This window comes from Vescimonas fastidiosa, from assembly GCF_018326305.1.
In the GTDB taxonomy this organism is placed as follows: Bacteria; Bacillota; Clostridia; order Oscillospirales; family Oscillospiraceae; genus Vescimonas; species Vescimonas fastidiosa.
The window spans coordinates 654,971-677,784 of sequence record NZ_AP023415.1 but is presented as its reverse complement, the minus strand read 5'-3'; the positions used below and the strand labels follow the sequence as shown (position 1 = coordinate 677,784).

Below are 22,814 nucleotides of genomic sequence, written 5' to 3'. Positions count from 1 at the left end.
CAATTACCGTACCGTTTTGGTACGGTAATTTTATATCTTTTTTCAACAAAAATGAGAAGCGATGTTATGAATAGTTACAAATTTTATGGCTTCACATTGACGCAGAAAAAGAAAGTGCTAAAATATAAATTGTATTGTAGCGAAACAGATTAGGATCATGGGCTGATCAAGCCTGCAAGCAAAAAAGTGCAATGAGGAGGAAATATAATGAGTAAGATCATGAAGATCTGCGATGGTAACGAAGCCGCGGCATATGTGGCGTATGCCTTTTCCGAGGTGGCGGCGATTTACCCCATCACCCCGTCTTCTCCCATGGCGGAGCACACGGATGAGTGGTCCGCAAAGGGAAGAAAGAACATCTTTAATCAGCCTGTCCGCCTGGTGGAGATGCAGTCGGAGGCCGGCGCCTGCGGCGCTTGCCACGGTGCATTGGAGGCCGGCGCATTGGCCACCAGCTTCACCGCCTCTCAGGGCCTGATGCTGATGATCCCCACCATGCATCGTATCTCCGGTGAGCGTCTGCCCGGCGTACTGCATGTGGCTTCCCGTACGGTGGGTACCCACGCATTTTCTATTTTCGGCGATCACTCTGATGTGATGAACTGCCGCCAGACCGGCTTTGCTATGCTCAACTCCGGCAGCGTGCAGGAGATCATGGACCTGGCCGGTGTGGCACATCTGTCCGCTATCAAGGCCCGCATCCCGTTCCTGCATTTCTTTGACGGCTTCCGCACCAGCCATGAGATTCAGAAGGTGGAGGCCCTGGAGTACAGCGACCTGGCCAAGCTGGTGGACTATGACGCACTGGCCCGGTTCCGCGCCAATGCGCTGAATCCCGAGGATCCCCGGATGCGTTCTCTGGTGGATAACCCCGACATTTATTTCCAGCTTCGCGAGGCCAACAACAGCGACTATAACAAGCTCCCCGACATCGTTGAGGACTATATGGCCGAAATCAGCAAGCTGACGGGCCGGGAGTATCACCTCTTTAATTATTATGGTGCTCCCGACGCGGAGCGGGTCATCGTGGCCATGGGCTCTGTTACCGGCTGCATTCAGGAGACGGTGAAGTACCTGAATGACCGGGGCGAGAAGGTGGGCTTCCTGCAGGTACACCTGTTCCGTCCCTTCTCGGCCAAGCACCTGCTGGCGGCTATGCCTAAGACCGTGAAAAAGGTGGCTGTCCTGGACCGCGTGAAGGAGATCGGCTCCATCGGTGAGCCCCTGTATGAGGACATCTGCGCCGCTTACATCAATGATAAGGACCGTCCCGAGATCTTTGCCGGCCGTTACGGCCTGTCCAGCAAGGACACTACTCCCGCCCAAATCAAGGCGGTGTACGATAATCTGCTGCTGGCCGAGCCTAAGAATCACTTCACCATCGGCATCGTGGATGATGTGACGAATCTGTCTCTGCCCATGGGTCCTGCCCTGAACTGCGAGCCCGAGGGCACCATCTCCTGCAAGTTCTGGGGCCTGGGCTCCGACGGTACCGTGGGCGCCAACAAAAACTCCATTAAGATCATCGGCGAGACCACCGATATGTATTGCCAGGCGTACTTTGAGTACGACACCAAGAAGTCCTTCGGCATTACCAAGAGTCACCTGCGCTTCGGCAAGAAGCCCATCAGCTCCACCTATTATGTGAGCAATGCTGACTTTGTGGCCTGCCATAACCAGACCTATCTGACCAAGTACGACATCATCTCCGAGCTGAAGCCCCACGGCAGCTTCCTGCTCAACTGCGAGTGGAGCGAGGATGAGCTGGAGCAGAAGATGCCCGGCGACATCCTGAAGTACATTGCGGAAAATGATATCAAGTTCTATATCATCGACGCCAATAAGGAATCCCAGTCCCTGGGCCTCGGTAACCGCTCCAACATGGTGCTGCAGGCTGCCTTCTTCAAGCTGGCCAAGGTCATCCCCGTGGAGGATGCCGTGGAGCATATGAAGTCTGCGGTGAAAAAGACCTACGGACTCAAGGGCGAGAAGATCGTGAATATGAATATTGCCGCCGTGGATGCAGGCATCAACGCTGTGAAGCAGGTGCAGGTGAAGGAGAGCTGGAAGAATCTCTCCGGCGCCGCCATCCAGCCCGCTGCGGACAATGTTCCCGACATCATTAAGAACATCCTGGTGCCCATCAACGCCCAGAAGGGCGACCTGCTGCCGGTTTCTGCCTTCAAGGGAATGGAGGACGGCACCATGCCGTTGGGTACCTCTCAGTATGAAAAGCGCGGCATCGCCACGCATCTGCCCGTGTGGAATCAAGACGAGTGCATCCAGTGCAATATGTGCTCCTTCGTGTGCCCCCACGCCGTGATTCGGCCCTATCTGCTGGACGAGAAGGAAGCGGCCAATGCCCCTGCCGGGATGATCCTGGTGGATGCGAAGGGCCCCAAGATGGAAGGCCTGAAGTACACCATGGGTGTGTCTACCCTGGACTGCACCAGCTGCGGCAGCTGCGTTTCCTCCTGCCCCAAGAGCGGGAAGGCCTTGAAGATGGTTCCTACCCACGAGGTATCTTTGGATCAGACAAACTGGAAGTACCTGCAGACGCTGCCTGAGAAGAACGACCGCATCGACAAGTTCACCCTCAAGGGCAGCCAGCTTCGCCAGCCCCTGGTGGAATTTAACGGTGCCTGTGCCGGCTGCGGCGAGACACCCTATATCAAGCTCCTGACCCAGCTTTACGGCGACAAGATGTACCTGGCCAACGCTACCGGTTGCACCCAGGCCTGGGGCGCGGCTATGCCTTGTGTACCCTACTGCAAGAATAAGGCCGGCAAGGGCGTGGCATGGTCTAACTCCCTGTTTGAAAACAATGCCGAGTTCTCTTACGGTATGTGCCTGGCTGTAAAGCAGCTCCGCGCTGCCGTGACGGAATTTGTAAAGCAGCTGGACGGCATGACCCAAGACACCGCTGTGAAGGCAGCCATCGCCAAGTGGCTGGAGGTCTACGACGATCTGGATGCCTCCTCTGTGGCTACCGATGAGCTGCTGGCCGTGCTGGAGAGCACGCAGTTCAGCGCCGAGGAGCAGGCTGTGGTTAGCGAGATCCTCAAGCGCCGGAAGGATATGTCCAAAAAGACCATGTGGATGTACGGCGGCGACGGCTGGGCCTACGATATTGGTTACGGCGGTCTGGACCATGTGTTCGCCATGGGCGAGGATGTGAATGTGCTGCTGGTGGACACCGAGGTGTATTCCAACACCGGCGGTCAGTCCTCCAAGGCCACCCCTGTGGGCGCCGTGGCGCAGTTCCAGGCCAGCGGTAAGAAGACCCGCAAGAAGGACCTGGGCCTGCTGCTGATGACCTACGACAATGTCTATGTGGCGCAGTGCTCCATGGGCGCCAATCCCAACCAGCTTATCAAGGCCATCAAGGAGGCCGAGGCACATAAGGGCCCGTCCATCGTTATCTGCTATGCACCCTGTATCAATCACGGCATCAAGAAGGGTATGAACAATGTCCAGCAGGAGATGAAGAATGCGGTGGCTTCCGGCTACTGGAACCTGTACCGTTACAGCCCCGAGACCAAGAAGTTCACTCTGGATTCCAAGGAGCCCACCATGCCTCTGTATGACTTCATGAAGGGCGAGGTGCGCTACGCTTCCCTGGAGCTGAGCTTCCCGGAGAATGCCAAGGTACTGTTTGCCGACGCGGAAGAGGCCGCCAAGGAGAAGTACGAGTACTATAAGCGTAAGTCTGAGGACTAACGGACGCTGCATAATAAAACCGCTGCGGGCGGGGCGCAAAAACCCCGCCCGCTTTTCCTGAGAATTCCTGTTAAAGCATTGACAAAGTTATAGAAAAGTGATAAAATTAACAAAGGAATAATAGTAGAGAGAGGCGAGGAAGCTATGGCCATTCCGTTTGATTATACAGCCGAATATAAGCGTAAGCTCTGCACTCCGGACGAGGCAGCGAGAGTTGTTAAGAGCGGTGACTGGATCGACATCTCTATGGGCGGAGCCTTTCCGTCCTTGATGGACGCCGCCGTTGCACGCCGCAAGGATGAGCTGCGGGGTGTGAAGGTGCGGGGATACCTCATTTCTCAGCCCATCCAAATGGTGGAGTGCGACCCCACGCGGGAGCATTTTATTTACAACAGCTGGCATATGTCCGGGTATGAGCGTAAGCTGTGCGACCGGGGCTTGTGCAACTTCAGCCCCATGGTGTTCCGGAACCTGGGCTGGTATTACACGCAGTTCCTTACGGTGAATGTGGCCATGATGTGCGTGACACCCATGAATGAGCACGGGTATTTTAATTTCTCCGTCAGCAATGCCTCGGCCCGGGCTGTGCTGGACAAGGCGGATATCGTTATTTTGGAGATAAATGAGAATCTGCCCTGGGTCTATGGCGGTTTGGACGAGTGCATCCATATCAGTGATGTGAACATGATCGTGGAGGGGGAGCATGGCCCGCTGCCCAATGTAAAGTCCGGAGAGGCCTCCGAGGCGGAGATGAAGATCGCGGAGTTTGTGGTGCAGAACATGACAGATGGCTGTACCCTGCAGCTTGGTATCGGCTCCCTGCCTAACGCCGTGGGCCAGATGATCGCCAAGAGCGACCTGAAGGACCTGGGTATACATACGGAAATGCTGTGTGACTCTTACCTGGATATGTACAAGGCGGGAAAGATCACCAACAATAAGAAGGCCATCGACCGCTACAAGAGTGTTTTCGGTCTGGCCCTGGGTTCACAGGACCTGTACGACTGGATCCGGGAGAACCCGGGTGTGGTCACTTACCCCATTTCCTACTGCAACGATGCAGCCGTTGTGGGTAAGCTGGATAACTTTGTGTCTATAAACAACTGTATTTCCGTGGACCTGTATGGTCAAATCTGCGCCGAGAGCTCCGGTACCCGCCAGATCAGCGGCACCGGCGGCCAGCTTGACTTCCTGGAGGCGGCGGCGGTATCCCGTGGCGGCAAGGCCTTCATTTGCCTGACCTCCTCCTTCACCAATAAAAAGGGGGAGATGGTTTCCCGCATCAATCCCACCCTGGTCACCGGTGATGTGGTCACCGATCCCCGAAGCTTAGCCTACTATATCGTCACCGAGTACGGCGGCGTGAGCTTGGTGGGCTGCAGCACCTGGGAGCGGGCCGAGCGGCTGATCTCCGTGGCGCATCCGGCCTTCCGGGATGAGCTTATCGCTGCGGCGGAGAAGCAGGGCATTTGGATCCGCTCCAACAGACGGTAAATGTATGTTTTGAAAAGCCGCGACACCTGTCGCGGCTTTTTTTGCGGTTATGTATTACTTTTTCGCTGCGGGTCTTTCCAGGTCGTAGACCAACACGCGCCGGAGATTGGCGCTTTTGAAGCGATCCAGACCCACATAGTAGTCAAACAGATCCAAAACCTCCCGCTTTGTGAAATCGGGCATCATTTCCCGAAGATGTTGGGCTTTGGGATCGATCTTAAAAATGTGCCCGGTTTCCAGTTCATAGGTGCAGGGAGCACCCCGGGTCTCGGCATAGCTGCCTATGCCCTCGGACCACATGTAACTGGCGATCTTACGCTGAATGCGGCCATCCTTCAGAATTTTGAAGTAGCCGCCGGGGCCGTCGGAGGCAAACACATAGCTGGTAACGCCGGGAAATTTCCGCTGCAGGTTGAGAAATAAGTTCGAGCGGCGGTGGTTGGTGAAAACGAAGCTACCCAGTCCATTGACCTCCAGGATCATGCAGCGACCGGCTTTCAGCTGTTTTTTGCAGCGGTAGGGGGCCAGGGGGTCCGCATATTCTTTCCGCAGGGTGCAGTAATAGGTTTGATCGCTGTAATAGCCAGGCACACAAATCTGCTTCTCAGCAGGAAAAAGCGGCAACAGCGGCAGAAGCATGACATGAAAGTCACCGCTGAACAGGCCGGGCAGATCGCTGGATGTGCGACGAAAATCGCGAAATAAGTTTGCAAGAACAGGCATACGATCAGTTGAGGAAATCCTTCAGCTTTTTGCTGCGGGAGGGGTGACGGAGCTTACGCAGAGCCTTGGCCTCAATCTGACGGATACGCTCTCGGGTGACATTAAACTCCTTGCCCACTTCCTCCAAAGTGCGGGTGCGTCCGTCCTCAATGCCAAAGCGCAGTTTCAGAACCTTTTCCTCCCGGGGGGTGAGGGTACTCAGCACATCCACCAGTTGCTCCTTCAGCAGGGTGAAGCTGGCGGCCTCGGAGGGCTCGGATGCGCCCTCATCAGGGATGAAGTCGCCCAGGTGGGAGTCCTCTTCCTCGCCGATGGGGGTCTCCAGTGATACAGGCTCCTGAGCAATTTTCAGAATCTCCCGGACCTTATCCACGGGCATATTCATCTGGGCGGAGATCTCCTCCGGGGTGGGATCGTGCCCCAGCTCCTGCAAAAGCTGACGGGAAACGCGGATGACCTTATTAATAGTCTCCACCATGTGGACGGGGATGCGGATGGTGCGGGCCTGGTCAGCGATGGCGCGGGTGATGGCCTGGCGGATCCACCAGGTGGCATAGGTGGAGAACTTATAACCCTTGGTGTAGTCGAACTTCTCCACAGCCTTGATAAGGCCCAGGTTGCCCTCCTGGATCAGATCCAAAAACAGCATTCCGCGACCGGCATAACGCTTGGCAATGGATACCACCAGACGCAGGTTAGCCTCAGCCAGCTTCTGCTTGGCGCTTTCACCGGCCTTCACGGTTTTGCGCAGCTCTTCCAGATCCTTCTCGGTGAGATTGGCCACTTCCTCTTCGGGAACCTCAATTTCACCCACGGGATCCTCGGCATCCAGCACCGGCTCCACAGCCTGGCCATTGGCCTTTTCCCAGGCAATGAGTGTGGCCTTGGCCTTGTTCCCGGCGGAAATAGCGGAGGCCAGCTCTATCTCACCCTCTGCGGAAAGCAGAGAGACCTTGCCAATCTCCTTGAGGTACATGCGGACGGGGTCGTCGATATTGAAGCTGTCTACCAGAGCATTGGGATCTACCAGCTCCTCCTCCTCAATCTCGGCGATTTCCTCCAGAGGAGGGTCGATTTCGGCGTTGACATCCGGCAGGAAGGCTTCGGTGGTAATCTCGATGGAAAGTTTTTCCAGAGAATCATAGATCATATCCAGCTTCTCGCTCTCCAGATCCATGCCGTCAAGCACATCGGAGAGTTCACTGCTCTCCAGCTTGCCGTGGCGCTTACCCTTGATGAAAAGCTCCTTCAGACGCTCGTTGCTTTGAATCAGCTGAGCGGCAGGCAGGGAAGCGATGGTCTTGTCGTCCAACTGTCCCTTGTTGCTCTTGATGACTTCCTCTTCAATTTCACGCTGCTGCTGGTCGGCCTCCTTCAGGAGAGCGTCGGCCATTTCCTGCAGTTGTTTTTCGGTGTATTTTGTCTCTGTCATAGGTTCTTTCCTCCGTATCCCTTTTTGAATTTATATTTTTCCTGTGCGGCCAGCAGCGGGTCAAGCTCGTCACCGCCGATTTGCCGGTCTGCTTCTTCTCGGATGATGCGTATGTAGTCGCTCAGAGCCTGCTCTGCGCCGGAAACAGATTCCGGCTTTTGCAGGATCGCCGTGAAATGGCTCATTTCCTCCGGGGAGAGGATGCCTCCCAGGGCAGCCATGCTGTGGGGACGGCCCGCCTCCCGGTCTGCACACAAAAGCGAGTATATTTTTCCCAGCAGCGGGGAAGAAAACTCCTCCGGGCGCAGGACACAGAGCTTATCGTAGAGGTCATCGTCCCGCATCATCAGGCGAATGACACCCTCCTCGGCCATAGCACTGCGTAGATTGGCATAGCGGAAGGCTCGGGCCTGGGGCTGGAGTGTGGCCACGGGGTTCATCTCTCGGCGGGTCTCAGCCCACTGCTCCTTGCGCTTTTGCTTGCTGTAAGTGCGGCTGACCTCATTGCGCATAGCCTCCGGGGTGAGCCCGGCCACCTCGGCGGCCCGCACGGTGTAAATCTCACGCTCCACGGCACTGTCCAAAGTGCAGAGGACCTGACTGATCTCGGCGGCATAGGCAATGCGGTCGGCATCATTTTTTAGGTCGTATTTAGCAGCTATCTGGGACATACGAAACTCGATACCGTTTTCACTGCCGCTTAGGAGCCGCTCAAAGGCTTGGGGCCCCTGAAATTTAATGAAGTCGTCGGCGTCTTGCTTTATGTAGCTGCCGTCTACCAGGCGGCGGGGGAGCTGCAAGACCCGCACGGTGAACTCGGAATTTTTCAGAATGTCCAAAGCCCGCTGGGTGGCAAGCTGCCCGGCATTGTCATTGTCGTAGCAAAGGATCAATTCCTTGGTGTAGCGGCTTAAAAGTCGGGTCTGCTCTACGGTGAGAGCCGTTCCCATAGAGGCCACGGCGTTGTCAAAACCAGCCTGGTGCAGCGTTACCACATCCAGATTGCCCTCACAGAGAATGATGTTGGGACGCTTGGTTTTTTTGGCTAAATTCAGCCCATAGAGCACCCTGCGCTTGCTGTATACCGGTGTTTCGCTGGTGTTCATATACTTGGGCTCGGATTTGTCGATTACGCGGCTGCCGAATCCCACGACATCTCCACGCACATCCACCACCGGGAGAATAAGACGGTTGCGGAATTTATCGTAAAAGCCGCCGGATTTATTCTGCACGATAAGTCCGGCCTTCAAAAGCTCCTGCTTGGTATAACCTTTTTCGGTCATGGCCCGCAGGAGATGGTCCCACCCATCCCGGGCGGCGCCCATGCCAAAGCGCACGGCGATGCCCCGTCGAATCTGACGCCGGTTCAGGTACGCCTGTACGGCGGCCCCGTCCGGAGACTGGAGCACCTCATAATAGTACCGAGCGGCGTCTCTATTCAGGTCCAGCAGACGGTGGCGCAGGCGGTCGGCCCCATCGGACTCCCGATCCTCCGGCACGGGCATATTCACCCGCTTGGCCAAAAAACGCACGGCATCGGGATAGGACAAATTTTCAATGTCCATAATAAAATTGATGACGCCGCCGCCCTTCTTACAGCCGAAGCAGTGATAGTACTGCTTGTCCTGCAAAACATGGAAGGAGGGTGTTTTTTCATTATGAAACGGACAGCAGCCCCAGTAGCTTCCGCCCTTGGGCTGCAGGGACACATAGCTCCCCACTACATCCAGAATGTCGTTTCGGGCGGCCAGCTCGTCCAAAAAGCTCTGCGGAAATGCCATTTTCCCCCTCCTTTCCGCATCCTTGCACAGCACTGTGCAACATGCTTTCAACTATTTTATACGAATAAAAAATCGAAATTCCTTTTTTCCTGCAAAAAAATTATCCCGCCCGGTGCGGCAGGATAATTCAGCGGGACGAAAAGGTTTTTTCGCCCCGCTGCCTAAGTTTTTGAAACCTTGAAACCGCTTCGGGGTTTTAAAAACTACTGATTCCAATTATATAGGGCTTTTACAGGTCTACAATGATGGGCTCCACACCGATGTGAGGCAGGAATACATGGAGCAGGTCCGTTGTTTTCAGACGCAGAGAGCTGGTGTTGCGGCAGGGATGGCAGCCGAACCACTCCGCCTCGGCTACACGCCGCTCCAGAGCCAAAGTGACCCGATGCTCGGTGTCGTTCATAAGCCCCAGCACCGAGGCAGAGCCTGGCTGCACGCCTAAAAGTGCCTGCAGATCCTCGGGGGAAGCAAAGCTCAGGCGGGAAGATCCGATTTTTTTGGAAAAATCTGCGGTCCGGAAAGGCAGGTCCGCAGGCATGGCCAGCAGATAAAAGGCGCTGCGGTTGCGAGGTGTGAGCAGCAAATTTTTGCAGATGGTAATACCCAAGGCCTCACTGATCCCGGCACAGGCGTCCATGTCATAGGCAGGCTCGTGATCCACGCGCTGGTAGGGGATATGGAGAGCATCCAGCAGCTCATAGACCCGCTGCTCCACCGGCTCTCGCAGGGTGTCCGGACGGCCGGAATAGACGGGGGAAATAGTCATAGCTTACTCCTTTGCCAGCAGTTTTTCTCCGGCACGGAAAATATCGCCTGCGCCTACGGTGAGGATCAGGTCGTCCGGCCGGGCAATACGGGCCAAGGTATCGGCCACCTGGTCCAGGGTAGAGCAGTAGATGGCCCCGGGAATCTCCTTGGCCAGCTGACTGGAGGAAATACCGATGTCATTATTCTCTCGGGCGGCGTAAATCTCTGCCAGAACAGCAATGTCCGCCAACTTCAGCTCCCGAACAAAATCCTCAAACAGCGCCTGGGTGCGGGTATAGGTGTGGGGCTGGAAGGCGCAGATGATGCGCTTATAGGGCATGGAACGGGCGGTGGTGAGCAACGCGTGGAGTTCACCGGGATGATGGGCATAGTCGTCAAACACTGCAGCGCCGTGATAGCTGCCCTTGTATTCAAACCGCCGTCCGGCTCCGTGGAAGGTACGCAGGCCTTCCTCCACGGCCTTTCCGCTGAGACCCAGCACATAGGCCGCTGAGGCTGCCGCCAGGGCATTGGAAATGTTGTGCTTGCCGGCAACGGCCAGGGCAATGTGGGCATAAAACTCGCCATGGATCAGCACATCGAACTCACCGCAGCCATCGTGAAATGCTACATTGTCGGCCCGACAATCCGCGCCGCCGTCCCGTACGGAAAAAGTGAACACCGGGTGGGACAGTCCCTTTACGGAATCCATGGCCCCGGCGTCGTCACCATTGACGATAACATAGCCCCGCTGGGGGACCAGGTCTGCAAAGGCGTGGAAGGAATGCTCCACATCCGACAGATCCTTGAAAAAGTCCAGGTGATCGGCCTCCACATTTAAAATTACAGCTACCGTGGGGAAGAAATTCAAAAAGGAGTTGCAATATTCGCAGGACTCCAAAATGATGGTGTCACCGTGGCCCACCCGGTAGCCCGAGTGGAGCATGGGGAGCGTCCCGCCGATCATAACCGTAGGGTCCGCCTGGGCCGCCATGAAGATATGGGTGGCCATAGAGGTGGTGGTGGTCTTTCCGTGGGTGCCGGAGATACACAGAGCGTTCTGATACCGCTGCATGATGGCACCCCAGGCCTGGGCCCGCTCATAGACCGGGATACCCCGGGCTATAGCGCCGGAGACCTCGGGATTATCATCGTGGATGGCGGCGGTGCGAATAACCAGCTGGGCGTTTTGCAGATTGTCTGCTGAATGGCCTACAGCCACGGGAATACCCAGGGAACGCAGATGGCGCACGGTGTCGCTTTCGGACATATCGGACCCCTGCACACGCAGGCCCATGCCCAGCAGCACCTCGGCCAGAGGACACATGGAAACGCCGCCGATGCCGGACAGATGGACCCGGACACCGGGGCGCAGATATTCTTTGAAATCCACAGTGGGATGCATCATTTCAGGTAGCCTCCTAAAGACGGTTTTGCCTTGGAATTGCATTTTTTTATAACCTATATTATAATACGAATCAGACGGAAGTGCAACAGGGAAAACGCACTTTCATTTTGACGGAGGGATGGACATGGGCCGAGAGCAGGCGACAAGAATCATTGAGATCCTGGAAAAAGCGGGCTTTCCGGCCTATTTTGTTGGCGGATGTGTGCGTGACACGCTGCTGGGCCGAGAGCCGGAGGACTGGGACATTGCCTCCGCTGCAAGGCCGGAGCAGGTGATGGCACTTTTCGGCGCAGATGCCCTGCCCACCGGGTGTAAGCATGGAACCGTTACAGTGAAAAGCGGCGGGGAAGCCTTTGAGGTAACCACCTTCCGCACAGACGGGCGGTATTCCGACGGACGGCACCCGGATCAGGTGACCTTTGCAGGGAGCATCCGGGAGGACTTGGCCCGCCGGGACTTCACCATCAACGCCATGGCCATGGAGAAAGGCGGGCGCATTCTTGACCTCTACGGCGGAATCAGCGACCTAAAGGGTGAAACCATCCGCTGCGTGAGGAATGCCCGGATACGCTTTGAGGAGGATGCATTGCGCATTTTACGGGCGCTGCGCTTTGCCGCAACCCTGGGCTTTGCCATAGAGCCGTCCACAGCAGACGCCATCCATCGGGAGGCACGGCTGCTGGAAAGAGTGGCAGCGGAGCGCATTTTGGCCGAGATGAATAAGCTCCTTTGCGGCAAAGGCTGCCGGGAAATTCTGCTTGCATACCCGGATGTGCTGGGTGTGTTCCTGCCGGAGCTGCTGCCCTGTGTGGGCTTCGACCAGCGAAATATCCATCATTGCTATGATTTATACACCCACACAGTCCTGTCGGTAGACAGTGTGGCGGCGGAGCCGGTTTTGCGCTGGACCATGCTGCTCCATGATATTGGCAAGGTAAACACCTTTACAGAAGATGAGCGGGGCCAGATGCATTTTTACGGGCATCCCAAGGTCAGTGCCGCCATGGCGGAGGATATTTGCACTCGCCTGCGGATGCGAAAAAAGGACCGGGAGGATATTGTGACGCTGATTGCCTGGCATGATCGGGACATTCCTGTGACGGAAAAGGGCATCGGATCTGCCGTCCGGGCACTGGGTGAGGAGAATTTCCGGCGACTGCTGGCGGTAAAGCGGGCCGACAACCGGGCTCAGGCCCCGGAATATCGCTGGGTCTGCCAAAAAGTCGACCGTGCAGAGGAAATATTAGAGGAGCTTCTGCGAAAAAAGCAATGCCTGTGTCTGAAGGATCTGGCTGTGAACGGAAACGACCTGCTGGCTTTGGGCTATGAGGGGCGAGAGATCGGCGCGGCTTTAGAGTGGCTGCTGGAGGGCGTTATTGCCGGGGAAATGGATAATAAACGGGATGCACTGCTGGCTGCCCTGGCGAAAAAGAATTTACTGCTTCCATAGCCGCAGATAGCCTGCGTCATGGAGCTGCTTTAGGAAGAGGAGCGCCAGGGGGAAGAAGATCATTCCTCCCACGCCGAAGGTGCAAAAGCCGATGTACATGGCCATCAGCGCCGCCAGTGGGGGCAGGTCCACCTGGGCCGCCATGACCTTGGGCTCCAGGAAGCTGCGCACCAGGGTAATGACTGCGTAAATAGCCACAAGGGAGAAGGCTTTGGGCGTATGCTGCAAGAGCAGGCACACCGCCGCCCAGGGCAGCAGTACCGTCCCTGTGCCGAATACCGGCAGAGCGTCTATGAGGGCGATGGCGGCGGCCAAAAGCAGAGCGTAGGGCTGACGAATGAGCAGCAGCCCCGCCAGCAGCTCCGCGAAGGTGACGCCCAGGAGTATACACTGAGCTTTGAACCATTTGCTCAGGGTGCTGAGAAGATTGTCCTTCACACCGCCGACCTGCTTCTGCCTTTGGGGCGGGAGCTGGCGGCGGAGAAAATCCAGGATGGCCGGTAGCCGCGCCGCTGTAAAGAATACGGCCAGTACAGTGGTTGCTGTAAAAAGGAAAACGGAGGGTATATCCTTCAGCGCTTCGGCGGCGGTGGAGACGCATTGGGCAGAAAAACGGGCGAACCAAGCGGATAATTCCCGAGAACTGTCCGACAGGACCTGCTGCAGCCAGGACTGCAGGCTTTTGGGGCAGGAGCTGCAAAACTGCTCCAGCCGCTCCTGTAGGGCGGAAAAATATACGGGCAGCTCTGCGAGATATTGGGGCAGCGCCTTAAACAACCGCACGGACTGCTGCAATAGATTCAGGCACAGCACGGTAAGCGCCGTCAAAAGCAGTGCCAGCAGCACGAAGGAGAGTACCGCCGACACAAACCCGCGGCGTAGGCGCAGCTTTTTCCGCAGATAGCACACCATGGGCTCCATGATGTATGCCACGCCCAGAGCGATAAGAAACGGCAGCAGCCACAAAAGCACATACCGTACCCCGATCCAGCACAGCAGAAGCAAAAGACCCCAGTACAGTGCCAAGGTTATGAAGTTGCGGTATTTATCCGACATACTGGACCTCCGGCGGATTGAATTGCCTTGCATACAGGACTAATATATGCTAAAATAACAGTGAATAACGATAGGCTTTGGGGGATGCGGCTATGAGCAAGAAGAAGTACTACATTGTGTCCGAGGATGCGCTGCCGGACATCTTTATTAAAGTGGCCGAGGCTAAGCGGATGCTGCAGGTGGGGGAGGCAAAGAATGTTGGTGAGGCCGCCCGGCTTATGAACATCAGCCGCAGCGCCTTTTATAAGTATAAGGATGCGGTGCAGCCGTTTCAGGACATGAAGGCCGGACGTATCATTACTTTTTACGCCTTACTGAAGGACAACCCCGGTGTGCTCAGCAACTACCTGTCTATTTTTGCCAATTCCGGCGCAAATATACTGACCATTAATCAGACTATCCCCACCAATGGCTGCGCGGGCGTGACTATCTCTGCCGAGACCAGCGAAATGAAGGAGGGGCTGGAGGAGATGATGGCCGGTATTTCCGGCGCCTTCGGCGTGCTGAAATTCGAGGTTTTAGCGGGATAAATGCGAATAAAAAAAGGGGAGCCGAAAGGCTCCCAAAATTTTTTGAAATTATCGGTTTTGAAAGTGCTTCAGCGGCTCCTGCTGATCGCGAAGAATCTGCTTTGCGTAGCGATCCTCTTCGCTGAAAATGCAGCCACAGTATTTTTGCATATAGAGTCCGAGCTCTCGGGCCTGCTGCTGACCGCTGCGAAATCCCGGACGAAAGTCCCGGTAGAGGAAGGAAACGCCCCATTTCCGGGCCGCTTGCTCGGCAATCTGGGCCATGCGCTCGTGCTGCTGATAGGGACTGACGAACAGCGTGGAGGTAAAGGAGTCAAACCCGTTTTCCGCAGCGAATTCAGCGGCCCGGTCCAAACGCATTTCATAGCATGTTCCGCAGCGATGGTCAATATCCTCTGCCACAGCGCAGGTAAATTCTCGCAGGCCGTAGTCCTCCTGCACGATCAGCTCCATATTTATCTGTTTGGCATAGCCGATGAGGGTGTCCCGGCGGGCCTTATACTCCTGATAGGGATGGATGTTGGGATTAAACCAGTAGGAAACCGGTTCAATGCCCTCGGTGCGCAGCTGCTCCACACAGGAGACGGAGCAGGGGGCGCAGCAGGTGTGCAGCAGAGTTTTGGTCATTTCTCATCCTTCTTTCCGGATTGAATGCGGCGAATGAAATTGCGGAGCTTTCCCTCATTCGCCACCCGGTACGACCAATCGGATATAGAGAAAAAGCGGTGATAGACCTTGTGGAACGGCTGGTTGATAAAGGCGTCAAAGAAGGCGGCACGCTCCTTGGGGAAGGCTGCAGGATGACTGAGAGCCGGGTTTCCGGCCACCGCCTCCGCCAGAGTCCGTTTCTCACGATGCAGGGGGATCATATCAAAGATGTGCGCACCCTTGACGGTGTTGATAAGCAGCATGGAAACGCCTAATTTCTGCTGCTGGGGATAAAAGTCGGATGGCAGCCCCTTAAAGGAGCCAAAGGTCAGGTCGGCCACGCGATTCGTGCTGCAGCAGGTGCAGTGGTAGCAGGCCGGGCGCAGAAATAACCCCCGAAACAGGCCCCGACCGTAGTCAGATTTACCCAGAGGTGCGTCATATTGGCCGCCGCCCTCAAAGTCCACCACAAAGCGAGATTCGCTGCCTGTGAGCTTTTTGCAGAACTGCACGGCGGTGACCCGACGCTGCTTGATGTAGTGCATGGCATCCACCACCTTGCTCCACACCCCTGGGGAGGGAACACCGCTGCAAAGGGTGTCCGCCGTGAGAAGAAGCTCCGGAGATTCCCCTAAATATCTGTAAAGGCCATCAACTTGACAGGGCGTGCCTGTAAAGAAAACAAAGGTACCACGATCCAGATAATAGCGAACCTGCTGGAAGCACTCACCCATGTCGCTTTGGACCAGCTTTGTGCCCATGAGCCGCGGCAGATCCTCTTTGCTTTGGATAGCTGTGTGGACCACCCGCATATCTCCGTCCATGGCCGCGCCGAATACTACGCCTCCGGACTCCAGCACAAAGCCGGCAATGGCGGCAAACGCACCGCCGGAGGTGGACAGCCGCCTCTGGGCCTCGTCCTCATTCCAAACAGCAAATACTGTGGGCTCAGGCCGCTGCTCCCGGTGCTTCAAAGCCGGGCATATATGGGTGCAGTGACCGCAGTGGACACAGGCATCCGTCACCTGGGGATAGAGAAACCCCTCCTTATCGGCAACCATTTTGATAGCGCCCCGAGGGCAGCCGCTGGCGCACGCGCTGCAGCCGGTGCAGTGCTCTTTGGGTGCAAGATGGGCAGACGCGGTAGAGATCATGGCCGTACCTCCGATTTTTTCCCTATTATACCACCTCGCTGGGCGTAAAGCAACAGCCCCTTTTTTATTGAACGAATGAAACTTTTTTCCGGCACAATTCCCGAAAGAATCGGCTGTAAGACTTGCCATTTGCAGTAGAATCTGCTATACTGAAACGGATTAATTGGCGGAGGTTTGCTATGCGTATTCTGGGCATTGATCCGGGGGTTGCTATTGTGGGGTTCGGGCTTATTGAGTCTGACCGGGGTAGCCTGCGGATGCTGCAATACGGCGCCATCACAACCCCCGCCGGTCAGCCCCTTGCTGCGCGTCTTTTGCAGATCAGCCGGGACATGGAGGAGCTGATTCAATCTTTCCAGCCTGATGAAATGTCTATTGAGGAGCTGTTTTTTTCCAAAAATATCACCACGGGCATCGCCGTGGCCCATGCCAGAGGGGTCATCCTTTGTGCGGCAGAAAAGCACAAGCTGCCCATCTATGAGTATACGCCCATGCAGGTGAAGCAGGCGGTGGTGGGGTATGGACTGGCGGACAAGAAGCAGGTGATGGACATGACCCGTCGGCTGCTGAAGCTGAAGGCTGTGCCCCGGCCCGACGACGCCGCTGATGCCTTGGCGATTGCTCTGTGTCATGCCCGCAGTGCCACCAGCCTGCTGCGGCGTACAGACCCGGGCGTGAAGGAGACTGTGTAAGAAAAGAGAAGAATCTATGTATTATTATGTGAATGGAACGGTGGCAGAAATCGGCCCGAATCTGGCGGTCATCGACTGCGGTGGGGTTGGCTATGCCTGCGCTACCACCAACTATACCTTGGCCCAGCTCAAGAGGGGAGAGCAGGCCAAGCTTTACACCTACCTCCATGTGCGGGAGGAGATTTTTGACCTGTATGGCTTTTCTACCCAGGCGGAGCTGAGCAGCTTTAAGATGCTGCTGGGGGTCTCCGGTGTGGGACCCAAGGCGGCGCTGGCTATTTTATCCTCGGGAACGCCGGACCAGTTGGCTCTGAGCATCGTTACCGGAGATGAGAAGTCCCTTACGGGTGTTCCGGGCATCGGCAAAAAGATTGCCCAACGCATCATTCTGGAGCTGAAAGACAAGCTGGCCAAGGAGCAGACCGGATTTGACGCCAGGATGGGCCCCCTGTCGCCGATTCCCGCCGGGGGCAAGACCCAGGAGGCGGCTTCGGCGCTGGCGGTGCTGGGCTACTCGTCCCAAGAGATTTCCGCTGCTCTTAAGGGCGTGGATGCGGCACTGCCTGTGGAGGAAATGATCCGCATTGCCCTGAAAAAGATGGCCCGCTGAGGTGCGGCGCACAAAGGAGAATGAAGCGTGAGTATTGATTTCGGCAACGATATATTTGACGATTCCCTGGTGTCCACCACTCTTCAGCCCGAGGACAGCGGGGAGGTTTCCCTGCGCCCGCATACCTTAAACGAATATATCGGCCAAAGCAAAGCGAAGGAAAATCTTTCCATTTTTATCGAAGCGGCTCGTCGCCGGGCTGAGTCGCTGGATCATGTGCTGCTCCACGGCCCTCCCGGCCTGGGCAAGACCACCCTGGCGGGTATTATTGCCGCAGAGATGGGCGTAAACATTCGCATTACCTCCGGGCCGGCCATTGAAAAGCCCGGCGACCTGGCGGCACTGCTGACCAATTTACAGGAAAATGACATCCTGTTTGTGGATGAAATTCACCGCCTGAATCGCTCCGTGGAAGAAATTCTCTATCCCGCCATGGAGGACTACGCCATCGACATCATCATCGGCAAGGGACCATCGGCTAACTCTATCCGGCTGGACCTGCCTCATTTTACCCTTATCGGGGCTACCACCCGGGCCGGCCAGCTTTCTGCACCCTTGCGCGACCGTTTCGGCGTAACACTGCGTCTGGAGCTTTACTCCCCCCAGGAGCTGGCTCAGATCGTTACCCGCAGCGCGGGCATCCTGCGGGTACCTATTGAGCCCTCCGGCTCCATGGAGATCGCCCGGCGTTCCCGGGGCACACCCCGTATCGCCAACCGTATGCTCCGCCGTGTGCGTGACTTTGCCCAGGTGAAGGCAGACGGCGTCATCACCGATGCGGTGGCAGATCAGGCGCTGCAGGCGCTGGAAATCGACCACCTGGGCCTGGACCCGGTGGACCGTCGCATGCTCCGGGCTATCATCGAAAACTACGGCGGCGGTCCGGTGGGATTGGAGACCCTGGCAGCCACCATCGGGGAAGAATCCGTTACCCTGGAGGATGTGTACGAGCCATATCTGATGCAGCTTGGCTTTCTGACCCGTACGCCCCGGGGGCGCTGCGTCACCAAAAAAGCATACGACCATCTGCACCTTGCCTACCTGGACCAGGAGCAGCTTTCACTATAAGAATTTTGGAGGAATAATTGAAATGGGTAAACTTTTCGGCACCGACGGCATTCGCGGTGTAGTAGGGGAGACACTTACAGCGGAGCTGGCCTACCGTGTGGGCCAGGCCATCACCATTGTTTTAACAGAGCAAAAGGGCGGCGCGCCCATCATCAGCATCGGTAAGGACACGCGCATTTCCTCGGACATGCTGGAGTCTGCGCTGATGGCCGGCATCTGCTCCATGGGCGGCAGCGTTATGCCCTTCGGCACCATCCCTACCCCGGCGGTAGCATTTCTCACGGTGCAGGAGGAGGCGGATGCGGGTATCGTTATCTCCGCCTCCCATAATCCCTATGAGCATAACGGCATTAAGATTTTCGGCGGCCAGGGCTACAAGATCTCCGATGAGATGGAGGAAAAGGTGGAGAACATCGTTCTCTCCGGGGAGACACTGCCCGTTAAGACCCACGACCAGATCGGTATGCGTCTGCACGGTATGCGCCAGATGAAATCGGATTATATCAGCCATCTTCTTTCCACCGTAGACTGCGATATGCGGGGCCTGCGGGTGTTGGTGGACTGTGCCAACGGCGCATCCTCCGCCACGGCGCCGGATCTGTTTGGCAAGCTGCCCCTGCATGCGGACTTTATTTTCGATAAACCCGACGGTGTAAACATCAACAGAGGCTGCGGCTCCACCCATATGGAGACTCTGTGCCGGGGCGTAGTGGCAGGGAAGTACGACTTGGGTATCGCCTTTGACGGCGACGCCGACCGCTGCCTGCTGGTAGACGAAAAGGGAAGCGTCATTGATGGCGACAAGGTGTTGGCCGTGTGCGGTCGGTCCATGCGCAGACGGGGCATCCTCAACGGTGATGCCATTGTAGCCACGGTTATGTCCAACCTGGGTCTGCATGAGTTTTGCCGCAAGGGAGACTATCGGCTGGTCTGCACCGATGTGGGAGACCGCCATGTGCTGGAGAAGATGATCGAGTGCGGCTACATGATCGGCGGTGAGCAGTCGGGCCACACGATCTTCCGGGAGTTTGCTACCACCGGCGACGGCGAGCTGACGGCTCTGCAATTTATCCAGGCCTACTGCGAGGCGGGAGTCCCGGCGTCCGAGCTGGTATCCTGCTGCGCCCAGTACCCCCAGGAGCTCATTAATGTGCCGGTATCCGCCGTGGGCGGGGCCAAGGAGCGTATTATGGGCGATGAACGCCTGTGGGAGCAGGTGCGTAAGCACGAGGATGCGCTGCACGGAGAGGGCCGTATTTTGGTCCGTCCCTCCGGTACGGAGGCCCTCATTCGGGTCATGGTTGAGGCGAAGACTGTCGAGACGGCTCATACCGTGGCGCAGGCTTTGGCTGATTTCATAAAAAACATATAAGGTTTTGCATAGTATTAACAAAATTTTACGGATTGCTTGACAATTAATTCATAGAAAAGGTATAATAACGGATGGACGGATATATGCAGAAACAGTATAGTGAGCTGGAGCGGCTCTCAGACGAGGAGCTATGCCAGGCACTGCAGAGCGGCAACGCCGATGCAGAGGAAATACTGGTCCATCGCTACAGCAGAATGGTCCGCAGCTGCACCCACCCCTATTTTTTAGCCGGGGGCGACAGCGAGGATCTGCTGCAGGAGTGTATGTTCGGCTTGGTAAAGGCCATGCGCGAGTTCAGGCCGGACCGGGAAGCCAGCTTTCAAACCTTTGCAGAGGTCTGCATTCGCAGACGGCTGTATTCGGTAATACGGGCGTCTCTGGCCGGTAAGCATAGTCCGTTAAACGAATCCGTACCCCTGAATGCATTTTTACTTGATGCGCAGCCACAGTATAGTCAATTAGACCCCGAGGATCTGCTGATCGACCGGGAAAAGGCTGCGGCGCTACTGAATCGAGTGCGCAGTCAGCTTTCCGATTTGGAGATCCGGGTTCTGGATCTGTATCTGGACGGCTGTAGCTGCGGCGAGATTGCAGCCACGGTGGGCAAGCCCTATAAATCCGTGGATAATGCCGTTCAGCGTATCCGCCGCAAGGTAGCGCGGCAAATTTCTTCCGGCGATATCAGCAATGGCTGAGCGCAATATATTTCTCAAAAGAGAGGGTAAAATCATGTACGAAGATAAGACTTTAGTTTGCAAAGAATGTGGCAACGAGTTCGTGTTCACCGCCGGTGAGCAGGAGTTCTATGCAGAGAGAGGCTTCCAGAATGAGCCCCAGCGCTGCAAGGCCTGCCGTGACGCCCGCAAGAACGCTGCCCGCGGTCCCCGTGAGTATTTCACCGCTACCTGCGCTGCCTGCGGCGGCGAGGCCAAGGTTCCCTTTGAGCCCAAGAGCGACCGTCCTGTTTACTGCAGCGACTGCTTCGCCAAGATGAGAGAGAACGGCTGATTCTTTGCTGAATAATAGAAATAAACCGGTGCAGCTTGCTGCGCCGGTTTTTCTATGGGAATAAAAATTGTTGTTGAAAAAAGTCGGTAAACGGGTTATAATAAGAAAACCAAAGATTAAGTGGAGGTCAATTACCATGATTGAAATTACCAAAGACACCATTATCGGTGATATTCTGGATGTTGCGCCCCAGACCGCTCCTATTTTCCTGTCCATCGGTATGCATTGCCTGGGCTGCCCTTCCTCTCGCGGCGAGACCGTGGAGGAGGCCTGCATGGTGCATGGCGTGGATTGCGAGAAGCTGCTGGCTCTGGTAAACGAAGAAGCCAACAAGTAAGCAAATCAGTAAGCGCATACGGCCCTGACCGTATGCGCTTCAGTCTGTCTATAAATAGGCAGTGCGTCGAACGATCCTTTTATCCTTGCCGGAGGTAAAAAAATGACGGAACAGTTGCAATTGCAGCCGCGCTTACGGCTTTTGGCTGATCTGGTGCCCCAGGGTGCCCGCCTGGCGGATATAGGGACAGATCACGGTTATCTGCCGGTCTATCTGCTGCAGCGGGGCCGCATCGCCTCCGCCATTGCCGCCGATATTGGCCGGGCGCCTCTGGATCACGCCCGCCGCACAGCGGAGCAATACGGCGTAGAGTGCGGCCTGCGCTTTCTGTGCTGCGACGGCCTTTGCGGCATCAGCCCGGAGGATGCAGACACAGTGGTCATTGCCGGGATGGGCGGTGAGACGATCATCCGTATCCTGTCCCAAGCTCCCTGGACTCGGTCGGGTGAAACACTTTTGCTGCTCCAGCCCATGACTAAGCAGGAGCCTCTGCGCCGCTGGCTCAATGAAAACGGCTATGCCCAGTGCGCGGAGCGGCTGGTGCAGGACAAGGACTACTTATACCCCATTTTCACCGTCTACGGAGGACCTCAGCCGTCCCTTTCCGTGGCGGAGATATACGGGGGTATAGATATTGAGGTGGACCCTCTGGCAGGGGAATACCTTACCCAGCGTATCCGCCGATTGGAACAGGCGGAGCAGGGACTTGCGAAAAGCAGCGGAGATGAAAACCGCCGACGGGCCCGGGAGCTGGGAAGAATCAAGCAAGTACTTATGGAGAGGAGGGCACAGCTATGATAACCGTGCGGGATGTGGAAAGCTTCCTTTATACCTGGGCCCCGGCCGGCCTGGCAGCGAGTTGGGACAATGTGGGCCTGCTGGTAGGCGATCCGGTCCGGGAGGTGAAAAAAATTCTCACAACCCTGGATATTACCGAGTCCGTGGTGGAGGAGGCCGTGCAAACCGGGGCTGATCTCATCGTTTCGCATCATCCGGTGATGAATTGTGCCTGGCATCCGGTTCAGACGCTGCGCTCCGATGACCGCCAGGGCCGCATTCTCACCGGGTTGGTGGAAAATCGCATCTCTGCCATCTGTATGCATACCAATCTGGATGCGGCAGAGGGCGGCGTGAACGATGTTTTGGCCGAAAAACTGGGCCTTTTGGACACACAACCGCTTACAGAGGAAAAAATTGGCCGGGTGGGCACATTAAAATGTGAATTACCCCTTGTGGACTTCACCCGGTTTGTGGTAGAATTATTAGGATGCAATGGATTGCGCTTTACCGACTGCGGCAAGGCCGTACACCGCGTGGCGGTGGGCGGCGGCGCTTGCGGCGACTATATTGCGCAGGCTATTGCATTGGGCTGCGATACCTTTGTGACATCCGATCTTCGTTACCACGATTTTCTGGATACAAAAGAGCTGAACCTCATTGACGCCGGACATTTCCCCACGGAGCAGGTCATTGTTCCCGAGTTATGTCGGCGGCTGCAGGCAACATTTTCCGCAGTTTCCGTTTCCACTTCGATCTCGCATAAAAGCGAGGTCATCCAATACTGCATTTGAAGGAGAGTAAACT

At 56.2% G+C, this 22,814-nt stretch carries 21 protein-coding genes; 13 read left to right on the top strand and 8 right to left on the bottom strand.

Annotated features, from left to right (window positions below; translation table 11 throughout):
- Positions 1–207: 207 nt before the first annotated feature.
- Positions 208–3,720 carry a pyruvate:ferredoxin (flavodoxin) oxidoreductase gene (nifJ, locus tag KI236_RS03300; RefSeq protein ID WP_212819300.1) on the top strand — a complete coding sequence of 1,171 codons (3,513 nt, stop codon included), beginning with the start codon at positions 208–210 and terminating at the stop codon, positions 3,718–3,720.
- A 144-nt stretch (positions 3,721–3,864) separates the two neighbouring features.
- The gene (locus tag KI236_RS03295) at positions 3,865–5,214 is read left to right on the top strand and encodes an acetyl-CoA hydrolase/transferase family protein (protein WP_212819298.1); all 1,350 of its coding nucleotides are present in this window, start codon (positions 3,865–3,867) and stop codon (positions 5,212–5,214) included.
- Positions 5,215–5,268: 54 nt separating this feature from the next.
- On the opposite strand, the gene KI236_RS03290 is transcribed toward KI236_RS03295, so the two are convergent.
- The 5 genes from KI236_RS03290 to murC form a co-directional block, all read right to left on the bottom strand.
- Entirely contained in the window at positions 5,269–5,805 is a 537-nt protein-coding gene (locus KI236_RS03290) for a hypothetical protein (RefSeq protein ID WP_212819296.1), read from the bottom strand.
- A gap of 136 nt (positions 5,806–5,941) precedes the next feature.
- On the bottom strand, positions 5,942–7,330 hold the full coding sequence (gene rpoD, locus KI236_RS03285; RefSeq protein ID WP_408059053.1) for an RNA polymerase sigma factor RpoD: 1,389 nt from the start codon (positions 7,328–7,330) through the stop codon (positions 5,942–5,944).
- A gap of 35 nt (positions 7,331–7,365) precedes the next feature.
- A complete protein-coding gene (dnaG, locus tag KI236_RS03280; protein WP_212819292.1) occupies positions 7,366–9,150 on the bottom strand; it encodes a DNA primase in 1,785 nt (594 codons plus the stop codon).
- A gap of 229 nt (positions 9,151–9,379) precedes the next feature.
- A complete protein-coding gene (locus KI236_RS03275) occupies positions 9,380–9,916 on the bottom strand; it encodes a prolyl-tRNA synthetase associated domain-containing protein (RefSeq protein WP_212819291.1) in 537 nt (178 codons plus the stop codon).
- Positions 9,917–9,919: 3 nt separating this feature from the next.
- Positions 9,920–11,305 (bottom strand): UDP-N-acetylmuramate--L-alanine ligase, encoded by a 1,386-nt coding sequence (gene murC, locus KI236_RS03270; protein WP_212819289.1) that lies wholly within the window; start codon positions 11,303–11,305, stop codon positions 9,920–9,922.
- Between the two features lie 124 nt (positions 11,306–11,429).
- Between murC and KI236_RS03265 the strand changes: the two genes are divergently transcribed.
- Complete coding sequence (locus tag KI236_RS03265; RefSeq protein ID WP_212819286.1) at positions 11,430–12,755, top strand: CCA tRNA nucleotidyltransferase; 1,326 nt, start codon at positions 11,430–11,432, stop codon at positions 12,753–12,755.
- Here KI236_RS03265 and ytvI read toward each other — a convergent pair.
- Positions 12,741–13,811 carry a sporulation integral membrane protein YtvI gene (gene ytvI, locus KI236_RS03260; RefSeq protein ID WP_212819284.1) on the bottom strand — a complete coding sequence of 357 codons (1,071 nt, stop codon included), beginning with the start codon at positions 13,809–13,811 and terminating at the stop codon, positions 12,741–12,743. The genes KI236_RS03265 and ytvI overlap by 15 nt on opposite strands.
- Before the next feature lie 92 nt (positions 13,812–13,903).
- Between ytvI and KI236_RS03255 the strand changes: the two genes are divergently transcribed.
- Entirely contained in the window at positions 13,904–14,341 is a 438-nt protein-coding gene (locus KI236_RS03255) for an ACT domain-containing protein (protein WP_212819282.1), read from the top strand.
- 48 nt (positions 14,342–14,389) lie between these two features.
- On the opposite strand, the gene KI236_RS03250 is transcribed toward KI236_RS03255, so the two are convergent.
- Together KI236_RS03250 and KI236_RS03245 are read right to left on the bottom strand one after the other, a co-directional pair.
- Entirely contained in the window at positions 14,390–14,968 is a 579-nt protein-coding gene (locus tag KI236_RS03250; RefSeq protein WP_212819280.1) for an epoxyqueuosine reductase QueH, read from the bottom strand.
- Complete coding sequence (locus KI236_RS03245; protein WP_212819278.1) at positions 14,965–16,143, bottom strand: Coenzyme F420 hydrogenase/dehydrogenase, beta subunit C-terminal domain; 1,179 nt, start codon at positions 16,141–16,143, stop codon at positions 14,965–14,967. The genes KI236_RS03250 and KI236_RS03245 overlap by 4 nt, the downstream gene beginning before the upstream one ends.
- A 179-nt stretch (positions 16,144–16,322) precedes the next feature.
- Here KI236_RS03245 and ruvC point away from each other — a divergent pair, with 179 nt between their 5' ends.
- The 9 genes from ruvC (at position 16,323) to KI236_RS03200 (ending at position 22,801) form a co-directional block, all read left to right on the top strand.
- Positions 16,323–16,835 (top strand): crossover junction endodeoxyribonuclease RuvC, encoded by a 513-nt coding sequence (gene ruvC / locus KI236_RS03240; RefSeq protein ID WP_212819276.1) that lies wholly within the window; start codon positions 16,323–16,325, stop codon positions 16,833–16,835.
- 16 nt (positions 16,836–16,851) lie between these two features.
- A complete protein-coding gene (ruvA, locus tag KI236_RS03235; protein ID WP_212819274.1) occupies positions 16,852–17,445 on the top strand; it encodes a Holliday junction branch migration protein RuvA in 594 nt (197 codons plus the stop codon).
- Between the two features lie 27 nt (positions 17,446–17,472).
- Positions 17,473–18,513, top strand: a complete 1,041-nt coding sequence (gene ruvB, locus KI236_RS03230; protein ID WP_212819272.1) for a Holliday junction branch migration DNA helicase RuvB — start codon at positions 17,473–17,475, stop codon at positions 18,511–18,513.
- A gap of 22 nt (positions 18,514–18,535) precedes the next feature.
- Positions 18,536–19,885 (top strand): phosphoglucosamine mutase, encoded by a 1,350-nt coding sequence (gene glmM / locus KI236_RS03225; protein ID WP_212819270.1) that lies wholly within the window; start codon positions 18,536–18,538, stop codon positions 19,883–19,885.
- Between the two features lie 83 nt (positions 19,886–19,968).
- Positions 19,969–20,580, top strand: a complete 612-nt coding sequence (locus tag KI236_RS03220; protein ID WP_212819268.1) for a sigma-70 family RNA polymerase sigma factor — start codon at positions 19,969–19,971, stop codon at positions 20,578–20,580.
- Between the two features lie 34 nt (positions 20,581–20,614).
- Positions 20,615–20,893: a zinc-ribbon domain containing protein gene (locus KI236_RS03215; RefSeq protein WP_212819266.1), complete on the top strand. Its 279-nt coding sequence runs from the start codon at positions 20,615–20,617 to the stop codon at positions 20,891–20,893.
- A 136-nt stretch (positions 20,894–21,029) separates the two neighbouring features.
- Positions 21,030–21,230: a DUF1858 domain-containing protein gene (locus KI236_RS03210; RefSeq protein WP_212819264.1), complete on the top strand. Its 201-nt coding sequence runs from the start codon at positions 21,030–21,032 to the stop codon at positions 21,228–21,230.
- A 102-nt stretch (positions 21,231–21,332) separates the two neighbouring features.
- Positions 21,333–22,028: a tRNA (adenine(22)-N(1))-methyltransferase gene (locus KI236_RS03205; RefSeq protein ID WP_212819262.1), complete on the top strand. Its 696-nt coding sequence runs from the start codon at positions 21,333–21,335 to the stop codon at positions 22,026–22,028.
- Positions 22,025–22,801: a Nif3-like dinuclear metal center hexameric protein gene (locus KI236_RS03200; RefSeq protein ID WP_212819260.1), complete on the top strand. Its 777-nt coding sequence runs from the start codon at positions 22,025–22,027 to the stop codon at positions 22,799–22,801. The genes KI236_RS03205 and KI236_RS03200 overlap by 4 nt, the downstream gene beginning before the upstream one ends.
- Positions 22,802–22,814 lie beyond the last annotated feature (13 nt).

What these genes read in the sequence shown, in the direction of transcription:
- nifJ (WP_212819300.1), top strand. Translation starts at nt 208, where the DNA reads ATGAGTAAGATCATGAAGATCTGCGATGGTAACGAAGCCGCGGCATAT.
- KI236_RS03295 (WP_212819298.1), top strand. Translation starts at nt 3,865, where the DNA reads ATGGCCATTCCGTTTGATTATACAGCCGAATATAAGCGTAAGCTCTGC.
- rpoD (WP_408059053.1), bottom strand. Translation starts at nt 7,330, where the DNA reads ATGGCCGACGCTCTCCTGAAGGAGGCCGACCAGCAGCAGCGTGAAATT.
- dnaG (WP_212819292.1), bottom strand. Translation starts at nt 9,150, where the DNA reads ATGGCATTTCCGCAGAGCTTTTTGGACGAGCTGGCCGCCCGAAACGAC.
- KI236_RS03275 (WP_212819291.1), bottom strand. Translation starts at nt 9,916, where the DNA reads ATGACTATTTCCCCCGTCTATTCCGGCCGTCCGGACACCCTGCGAGAG.
- murC (WP_212819289.1), bottom strand. Translation starts at nt 11,305, where the DNA reads ATGATGCATCCCACTGTGGATTTCAAAGAATATCTGCGCCCCGGTGTC.
- KI236_RS03265 (WP_212819286.1), top strand. Translation starts at nt 11,430, where the DNA reads ATGGGCCGAGAGCAGGCGACAAGAATCATTGAGATCCTGGAAAAAGCG.
- ytvI (WP_212819284.1), bottom strand. Translation starts at nt 13,811, where the DNA reads ATGTCGGATAAATACCGCAACTTCATAACCTTGGCACTGTACTGGGGT.
- KI236_RS03255 (WP_212819282.1), top strand. Translation starts at nt 13,904, where the DNA reads ATGAGCAAGAAGAAGTACTACATTGTGTCCGAGGATGCGCTGCCGGAC.
- KI236_RS03250 (WP_212819280.1), bottom strand. Translation starts at nt 14,968, where the DNA reads ATGACCAAAACTCTGCTGCACACCTGCTGCGCCCCCTGCTCCGTCTCC.
- KI236_RS03245 (WP_212819278.1), bottom strand. Translation starts at nt 16,143, where the DNA reads ATGATCTCTACCGCGTCTGCCCATCTTGCACCCAAAGAGCACTGCACC.
- ruvC (WP_212819276.1), top strand. Translation starts at nt 16,323, where the DNA reads ATGCGTATTCTGGGCATTGATCCGGGGGTTGCTATTGTGGGGTTCGGG.
- ruvA (WP_212819274.1), top strand. Translation starts at nt 16,852, where the DNA reads ATGTATTATTATGTGAATGGAACGGTGGCAGAAATCGGCCCGAATCTG.
- glmM (WP_212819270.1), top strand. Translation starts at nt 18,536, where the DNA reads ATGGGTAAACTTTTCGGCACCGACGGCATTCGCGGTGTAGTAGGGGAG.
- KI236_RS03220 (WP_212819268.1), top strand. Translation starts at nt 19,969, where the DNA reads ATGCAGAAACAGTATAGTGAGCTGGAGCGGCTCTCAGACGAGGAGCTA.
- KI236_RS03215 (WP_212819266.1), top strand. Translation starts at nt 20,615, where the DNA reads ATGTACGAAGATAAGACTTTAGTTTGCAAAGAATGTGGCAACGAGTTC.
- KI236_RS03210 (WP_212819264.1), top strand. Translation starts at nt 21,030, where the DNA reads ATGATTGAAATTACCAAAGACACCATTATCGGTGATATTCTGGATGTT.
- KI236_RS03205 (WP_212819262.1), top strand. Translation starts at nt 21,333, where the DNA reads ATGACGGAACAGTTGCAATTGCAGCCGCGCTTACGGCTTTTGGCTGAT.
- KI236_RS03200 (WP_212819260.1), top strand. Translation starts at nt 22,025, where the DNA reads ATGATAACCGTGCGGGATGTGGAAAGCTTCCTTTATACCTGGGCCCCG.